General features: G+C 43.8%; 8 protein-coding genes. 3 read left to right on the top strand and 5 right to left on the bottom strand.

Annotation, left to right across the window (positions count from 1 at the left end):
* The 5 genes from R8N47_RS22710 to R8N47_RS22730 all read right to left on the bottom strand — a co-directional run.
* Positions 1-1,338: VWA domain-containing protein (locus R8N47_RS22710; RefSeq protein WP_318185867.1), on the bottom strand; the 1,338-nt coding region annotated here is incomplete at its 3' end.
* Positions 1,331-2,335 carry a vWA domain-containing protein gene (locus R8N47_RS22715; RefSeq protein ID WP_064354906.1) on the bottom strand — a complete coding sequence of 335 codons (1,005 nt, stop codon included), beginning with the start codon at positions 2,333-2,335 and terminating at the stop codon, positions 1,331-1,333. The genes R8N47_RS22715 and R8N47_RS22710, both read right to left, overlap by 8 nt.
* The gene (locus tag R8N47_RS22720; RefSeq protein ID WP_054574933.1) at positions 2,328-2,804 is read right to left on the bottom strand and encodes a DUF4381 domain-containing protein; all 477 of its coding nucleotides are present in this window, start codon (positions 2,802-2,804) and stop codon (positions 2,328-2,330) included. The genes R8N47_RS22715 and R8N47_RS22720 overlap by 8 nt, the downstream gene beginning before the upstream one ends.
* Before the next feature lie 37 nt (positions 2,805-2,841).
* Complete coding sequence (locus R8N47_RS22725) at positions 2,842-3,768, bottom strand: DUF58 domain-containing protein (protein ID WP_064354905.1); 927 nt, start codon at positions 3,766-3,768, stop codon at positions 2,842-2,844.
* 13 nt (positions 3,769-3,781) lie between these two features.
* A complete protein-coding gene (locus R8N47_RS22730) occupies positions 3,782-4,738 on the bottom strand; it encodes an AAA family ATPase (protein WP_017635415.1) in 957 nt (318 codons plus the stop codon).
* A 310-nt stretch (positions 4,739-5,048) separates the two neighbouring features.
* Between R8N47_RS22730 and R8N47_RS22735 the strand changes: the two genes are divergently transcribed.
* The 3 genes from R8N47_RS22735 to R8N47_RS22745 all read left to right on the top strand — a co-directional run bounded on the left by R8N47_RS22735 (position 5,049) and on the right by R8N47_RS22745 (position 8,137).
* Positions 5,049-6,965, top strand: a complete 1,917-nt coding sequence (locus R8N47_RS22735; RefSeq protein ID WP_017821859.1) for a methyl-accepting chemotaxis protein — start codon at positions 5,049-5,051, stop codon at positions 6,963-6,965.
* Positions 6,966-7,021: 56 nt separating this feature from the next.
* The gene (locus tag R8N47_RS22740) at positions 7,022-7,222 is read left to right on the top strand and encodes a restriction endonuclease subunit S (RefSeq protein ID WP_005375165.1); all 201 of its coding nucleotides are present in this window, start codon (positions 7,022-7,024) and stop codon (positions 7,220-7,222) included.
* Positions 7,223-7,468: 246 nt separating this feature from the next.
* Positions 7,469-8,137: a LuxR C-terminal-related transcriptional regulator gene (locus tag R8N47_RS22745; protein WP_021707603.1), complete on the top strand. Its 669-nt coding sequence runs from the start codon at positions 7,469-7,471 to the stop codon at positions 8,135-8,137.
* Positions 8,138-8,433 lie beyond the last annotated feature (296 nt).

Below are 8,433 nucleotides of genomic sequence, written 5' to 3' on the forward strand. Positions count from 1 at the left end.
CTGTTTTAGCTTTTCTTCTACAACCGATAGGTTTTTCTTCGCGGCTTCAAAGTTAGGCTTTTCCTCTAGCAGTTTTTTATACAAATCAGCCGCATCTTCTAATTGACCATTTTGAGCGAGCGAGTTGGCGAGGTTATAGCGGCCGTTAAGGGAGGCATCATGAGAAAATGCTTCGATAGCGGCTTCGTAGTCACCTTTTTGATAACTGGCGGCTCCTTTCCAGCTTGGGTTTGTAAATAGGTTTTGCGCCTGTTCATACTCACCTTGCTTGTAGAGTTCCGCTCCTTGTTGGTCGGCATTTAAGAACGGATTAGCTTTTGCATGCGGTGTCCACGTTACTGGGACTACAGTCGCAACTACCATCCAAATCAGGCCGCGTCGAAACAGTAAAGCCGCAGGAAGAAGTAACAACGGCAGTAACCAAAAGCCACTGTTGAGACGAGAATCAGTTTTAACTTCTTCGCTTTGGGTCGCAGAAAGCTGGCTACCAATGTTATTGGTAAAGGCCGCGATGTTTTCAACATCACGGTTGGTGTGCTGAATAGGAACAAATAGGCCACCAGTCTTATTCGCTAGCGTTTGTAGATTTTTCAGATTTGTTTTCGCTACGACGGTAGTGCCTTGTGCAGTTTTTAGCAGAGAGCCATCGGGCAGCGCGATAGGCGCACCGTTAGGAGTCCCGACGGCAAGAACAGAAATGCGAAACTTTGTACCTTGGACTAAATCTAACGCGCGAGACAGCTCTGACGTATCAAGATCATCCGCTAACACGATGATATCGCCTTGTTGCGTGCCGGCTTGAGAAAACTGGTTGATCGCAAGTTCAATCGCGGCAGGCAGGTTTGCTCCTTGAAAAGGCATCAGCTCTGGTGACAAATTTTCGATAATGCCCGCAAGCGTGCTGGAATCAGTTGTCAGTGGACTTAAGTTATAGGCATCGCCAGCGTAAGTAATAAGTCCAGTGGCTCCCTCTTTCCATTTAGGCAGCAAATCGAGCGCCTTATAACGTGTTTGTGCTAACCGATTGGGTTTGATGTCTGTAGCAAACATAGAGCGAGACATATCAAGCACCAAGATACGGTTTTGGTTTAACTCAAAGCTTGGTCGAGCATTGGACTGCCAGCTTGGCCCCGCTAATGAAATGCAAGTTATTGCCCAAGCTAAACCCCATAGAGTGAAGTAATGCTTAGACTGCGTGTTTTGTCCGAGCATCCGCGCTAGGTGAGGGGCAATCAGTGTGGATTTTTGGGCTCTAAATTTGTGATTAAGCAAGAGTGCGATAGGGATCACGATGAGCCCCAAAAGCCAATAAGGATTGAGGAAAATAAACTCAGCCATGTTTTCTCCTTAACAGGAATAACAATACCGATAATACAAATGCAGCGCTTAATGGATATGGAAACCATTCAGACTGTGGGCGCCAAGTTTGTGTGTCGCTAGATACGGGTTCTAGCTGGTTGATGGTGTCATAAATCTTTTCGAGCTCTTCTGTATCTCGCGCTCGAAAATATTGTCCACCTGTCACCTCTGCCACTTTAGTCAGTGTTTGTTCATCTAAATCGGCTGCGGTGTTGACTTTGCGAGTCATGAAAAACTCCTTCACCATCATTTCACCAGCGCCCACGCCCACGGTGTAAATAGTGGCGTTGTATTTTTTCGCAATTTCCGCTGCTTCTAGCGGCTCGAGAACCCCTGCAGTATTGCTGCCGTCACTAAGCAAAATCATGACTCGTTGCGGAGCATCACTGTCTACAAAGGTTTTTGTGCCTAAACCAATACCATCACCAATGGCGGTTCGTTGACCAACCAAGCCGATGACGGTTTGATTAATCTGCTGCATGACGGTTTTGCGGTCTGCGGTGAGTGGTGTTTGCAAATAAGCATGGTCGCCAAACAAAACAACTCCGAGACGGTCACCTTTTCTCTTTGCTACGAAATCAGACAGAACTTTTTTGACTGCTGTGAGGCGATCGATATATTCGCCGTTGAGTTCCATGTCTTCCTGCTGCATCGAACCGGACAGATCGACGACTAACATCAAGTCCCGATACTTGGGTTGGAATTCAACGGGATCGCCAAACCAAACTGGACGCGCACAAGCGACGACAAGAAGGCCCCAGATCGCGATTGAAAGTGCTTTTTGCAGCGCTTGCTTAGGCTTGCTGCGATTCTCATTGGTTGGTAAGTACGCCAATTTGATCTCGGCTTGTTGAGATTCTTGTGGCAGGAACTTGTATACCAGCCATGGGATGGGCAACAAAAACAGTGCCCACCACCAGACAAATTCAATGTTTAGCCATTGGGCAAGATCGGTTATGAGTGTTTGCTCAGTCACGGTTATTTGCCTTTTTCTTTGGTGGCAAAGCGTAGGTTATCCAAAAGACACAATCGTCTACCAAGCTTTGATGCTGCCCTTGGGAAGAATTCTGATACAACGCTTCTTGCCACTGATGTTGTTTGTCTACGAATCGACTTTCTTTGGTATGGCTATCGAGAAATTCATACCAAGCGATTCCGGTTAATGGTGCGATCTCTTCACGCGGAAAGTAACTCAATGCTGCCTGGCGCAATATTTCCAGAGCAGAAGAGGGGGTATGAGGCGCGGTAGGTTGAGTTAAAAGTGTTAATGCTGTCTTTTTTGCGCGTAAGTGTTTTTTACGCCATCTCACATAAAGACAAATGCCGAAAACGAAGAGCAAGGTGGCTGCAAGCACCACCCACCATCCCCAAGCGAGCGGAAACCAATCCGGTGCGTTTGGCAAAATCAAAGGTTCAAGGTTTAGGCTTTGGTTGTTTGTTGTCATTATTATTACTGCTTAATAAATACTGCTTGTCAGTTTGTTAGCTTAATTGTGAAATTAAGGGCCAGCCACTTGATAGCGTGTTAAATGGAATTGCTATTGAATGGCATTGCTGCTTAATGGTTTCTTGATGTTGGGTAAAGTGGCTTTCGAGTTCTCTTCGTTGTCCTTTAGAGCCAAAGTTAAACCATTGACTATGCTGCCCATCCGAAGCTTTCACTTGACCTCTAAAGTCTGTTTCGCCTCTTTCTAACGGATCATAAAACTGAACGGCCCTTACGCTATTGTGTTGTTTGAGTCGACGTAGTTGTGCCAGTTCCGTTGGTGTTACGTGGGCAAAGTCACTGAGCATAATCAATTCGCTGCCTTTTGGGGTGAGCGTATGAAGTGTCTCCAATACTTGTGTATACGGCAGTGTACGAGTGTCGTTGCTTGCAGTACGAGTTACTTGCGCATTATGTATGTCGACTATGGCGTTAAGAATCCGCAGCCCTTGTCTTTGTAAAGAAGAGGGGCGAAATTCAAGACATTGATGTCCGTCATCAATCACTGCGCCGATGCGATCTTTTTTAGCTAGAGTTAGCCAAATTAGAACACTGGCAAAGTGGGCCAATTGAACGGATTTGAGTACATACTTAGATCCAAAATGTAGACTAGAACTTAGATCAAGATAAAGAATGACCGCTTGCTCTTTATCTTCTGCAAACAACTTCGTATGTGCTTTACCGGTCCTAGCGGTGACTCGCCAATCAATGCTGCGAATATCGTCGCCAGGTTGATATTGGCGCACCTCCATAAAATCCATACCTCGCCCTTTTTGGCGACTGGTATGGTTACCACTCATCTGCGACCAGAGACTCTGTGCTGGTGGTAACCAACGTACAGATTGAGTGCGATATTGGAGCAGCTCTTCAAGGGTTAATGTCACCCCATTCGCATGAGGTGGTAATGAATGTGTAGCGGACATATCACTCACTCGTTTATGCACTGCCAACAAGGTTTAGCAGTTTATCGATGACCTGGTTTGCCGTAATGCCTTCAGCTTGAGCGTGGTAACTCAATAATAAACGGTGGCGCAGTACCGGATAAGCCATGGTTTGAACATCTTCCGGAGAGACAAAATCACGACCAGCAAGCCAAGCGTGCGCACGTGCACAGCGATCAAGAGCGATGGTAGCACGCGGACTCACACCCATTGACAACCACTTGTCCAACTCAGTGTCATATTTGTTGGCTTGACGTGTCGCCATAACTAAACGGACGATGTACTGCTCTATCGTTTCCGCCATATGAATATCCAACACCTCTTTACGTGCGGTGAATATATCTTGTTGGCTTAACATTGGGCGTTCAACCTTTGCTTCGCCTTTTGCTTCTCCGCGGTTAATACGCAAGATAGATAGCTCATGCTCCGCATCTGGGTATTCAACTTCTAAATGCAATAAAAAGCGGTCTAGCTGCGCTTCAGGAAGGGGGTAGGTCCCTTCTTGCTCTATCGGGTTTTGAGTTGCCATAACCAAAAACAACTCTGGCAGCGGGTAGGTATGACGACCTGCTGTGACTTGTTTCTCTGCCATTGCTTCAAGCATTGCCGCTTGTACTTTGGCTGGTGCACGGTTTATCTCATCCGCAAGAATAAGCGAGTTGAAGATAGGACCTGATTGGAAAGTGAATTCTCCGGTTTCGGGACGGAAGATATCGGTGCCGGTTAAATCGGCTGGCAGCAAATCAGGGGTGAACTGAATGCGGTGGAAGTCGCCTTCAACACAGTCTGAGAGTGATTTTACTGCACGGGTTTTTGCTAACCCAGGAGGGCCTTCAACTAAAATATGCCCATCTGCAAGAAGCGCAACAAGCAGTTGCTTTACCAGATCTTGCTGTCCGATGATCTGCGACTCTAAGTATTGCTGAAGAGTTTCGAAGTTAGATTTATGCATGCTTTGGACTCTCGGTATCCATGTGATTTTCGTGTTGAGTATTGGTCATTTTCCATGTGAAAAAAGTTCCAACGCTCTATTGCAATTTATCTTTTCAATATTGGGACGCTACAGAGAATTGCAAGTACGTGCTATCTCTGAAAGTGCTTATTTGACAGTGTGTTACATTTATTTTTCATAATATAATGAGAAATGCCTCTAGTTTTGTACATATGAGCCGATAAAGATTCCGTGGTGTGCGTGTCATGAGATATGCACCTGATTCCCCTTGTGGGGCCAATAACAAGTGATTCTTTTAAAAGGTCCGAATATGTTGAAACTTCATTCCTTGAGCATCAAACAGAAGGTTGTACTTGGCATTACGTTTGCTGTTCTAGCATCAACAATCATTGTTGGTGTTATGGCTCAGCGTCATGCGAGAGATGTATTGAGCCATCGTCTTATTGACATCGAGCTACCTGCGATGTTGCAGCAAATCAATACCGAAATTGACCGCGAAGTTGTCGAAATGCAACAAGCGGCAAAACAGCTGGCTACAAACGAATTTATTGTTGAAGCCCTATCTAATACAGACCGTGATCCGTCAGTAGAAGTTCAGTTGGTTCAGCAGCTCAATAACGTTAAATCACAGTATGGTCTTAATGATGCGTCGGTAGCGAATCGTCAAACGGCATATTACTGGAATCAAAACGGATTCTTACGTCAACTTAACCGAACGCAAGATGCTTGGTTCTTTGGATTTACGTCGTCTGGTCAAGAAACGTCCGTGAGTGTGTTCCAAGAGGCAAATGGCGAAGTGAAAATGTTTGCCAATTTCCAAGATCTTAATGGTACATCAATGTCAGGTCTCTCTAAATCTATGGGAGATATGGTTGCTTTGCTCAATGGGTTTAAAATTGAAGATACGGGTTACGTGTTCCTCACTAATGAACAAGGCCAGATTCAAATACACCGCCAACAAGGTAAGAACCAAACTTCTATCACTAAACTATTTGGTAGTGACGCAAGTGCGCTGTTGAACAAAAATAGCTTCAACCTAATTAATGTGGAGTTTGAAGGGCAGGATACTTTTGTTTCTAGTTTGTATGTTCCTTCAATGAACTGGTTTGTTATTGGCGTGGTTCCCGTTGATGAAGTATTCGCAGACCTGAATGCGACAGCTAAAAAAATGCTGTTTACGACCATCATTGTTGCCGTTGTATTCATCCTCATGGGCGTATGGTTGGCAAACAGCATTACGAAACCAATCCGACTGATTGCCGATCGTTTTACCGACCTTGGGCAAGGTGAAGGCGATTTGGCGCAGCGTATTGAAATTAAGGGTAATGATGAAATTGCTCAGCTTTCAAAAGGCTTTAATGGATTTATTGAGAAGATTCATGCCACGATGAAAGAGGTTGCTTTAACCAGTGGCTCATTAAGTCAAGCGGCAGAAAGTGTGTCAACGAAAGCAACATCCACACACGACAACAGCCAAGAGCAGCGTGATCAAACCATTCAAGTAGTTGCAGCTATCAACCAAATGGGTGCGACCATCAGTGAAATTGCATCAAACGCGGCTACCGCTGCTGATACGGCAAATCAGGCTTCAGATAACACTCAAACTGGTCGAGAAGTTGTGATGAAAGCAAAAGAGGTGATCAGCCGCCTAGCCGATGATGTTGAAACAACCAATATTGTTGTTACGCAGTTGGCATCGACAACCAAAGATATTGGCTCGATTCTGGGTGTAATTCGTGACATCTCTGAGCAAACGAATTTACTTGCGCTAAACGCTGCAATTGAGGCTGCTCGTGCTGGTGAGCAGGGACGTGGTTTTGCGGTTGTTGCTGATGAGGTAAGAAACCTAGCTTCACGCACGGCTGATTCTACAGAAGAGATTCAGCGCATGATCAATCAGCTTCAAAGTGACGCACAAGACGCGGTAAGTGCTATGGAAGCGGGCAAAGCGGTCACCATAGAAGGGGTTACTTCTACCGATGAAGCAGTCGAGGTATTAATCAGTATTTCTGAACGAATCACCGACATCTCTGATCGTAATACACAAGTTGCAACGGCGACGGAAGAGCAATCCACGGTGGTGCATACCATTAATCAAAATATCGAAGAAATCAACGCGATAAATGAAATGACAACCGCAACAGCAGAAGAATTGGCGGATGCAAGTCGCGATCTTCAAGCGCTCTCTTCTCGTTTAGACAAGATGGTTGGTAGCTTCAAGTTATAGAGTTGGATAGAATAGGCGAAGTTTAAAAGTTCAATCATTAATTTTAGGTAAGTACTATGAATGACTTCGAAAAAGAACTAGAGCAAATTTCTCAAGAAACCGCTCAGGAGCCAGAAGTAAAACTGCCGTCGCTAGAAGAGCAAAAAGCGATCGTCGCTGAGCTGAAAAAGCTGGAAGCGGAAGGTAAGCTGACGCCAGAAGTGTTAGAACAACACTTTGGTAAGTTTAACCAAAAAAACGCAGTTCCAATCCACTAAGTTAGGTGGTGTTTTGCCTCTAACGTGCGTGATTAAATCACCTGCTCAAACACAAAAAGGGAGTTTATACTCCCTTTTTTAATGTCTGAAAAATGCTAATACCTCTCATATACTTGCCACTTAAAAATTATTGACACTTCAATGAGTTATTAATTAGTACTAGTGATTTTCATACTTGACAATACTACCGCTCTATCTAAATCTATTGCGTATTTCAATAAAAACGACCAAGGGAATGCGATCAGGATGGAGCAGCAAAAAAAAAGAAACGTTATTTTAATCACGGAGGGAAGTCTACAGTCATCTCTGTTGAAAGATGTATTGGAGACCAAACTCGGTATTAGTGTTGCTCTAATCACGCCAGATAATCTGATTCACGGAGTGTTACATGAATCTCTTGCATCAGCCATTATTGTTGATTGCAGCGTGATCACGGATGAAATTTTTCGCCGTTATGCGGAGTTTAAAGCGGCCAAGCAGAAAGACACGCTTGAAATCTTAATTAATTGTGAGCAATCCATATCGACAGAAGACCTCTTTGCTTGGCGTACTTTGGCCGGTATTTTCTATACCTCTGATGATATAAAAACGTTGCAAGTTGGTATTGGTAAGGTGCTTCAAGGAGATATGTGGTTCAGCCGTAAGTTTTCTCAGCAGTACATTACTTACCTTCGTCGACATTGCAAACCTATAAATAAGAATGTTTCCGCTATTCTGACCAAACGAGAGCAACAAATAATTACCTTTCTTTCCATGGGGGCGTCCAATCAACAAATCGCCGAACAATTATTTGTCAGCGAGAATACGGTAAAAACGCATTTACATAATATTTTCAAGAAGATTGATGTGAAAAATAGAGTTCAAGCACTTATTTGGGCAAAGGAAAATATTTCAGACAACTCGTTAACGGTGTAATGCTATTGCAATATTAGGTTGCCTAATTTAGTAAACTCTTAATAATTTCTGTGACCTGAATGTGTTAAAAGTGTTTCTTTTATGAGAAACACTTTTTTTGGTTCTCTTTTTAATAACTTTAGAATTTAAAAAAGTAGCAAATAACTTTACTCTGTGAACTAGCACTTACATATCAAACTAAGTGCTGACGATTAACTACTAATTTAAGAATGTTAAGTCCTGAGGAATCCCCTAATGATTTTGATAAAAATCATAAATTTAAGGTAGATGCACATCTTGTCATGTGATCAAATGGT

The sequence above is a fragment of the Vibrio sp. 2132-1 genome (assembly GCF_033344315.1).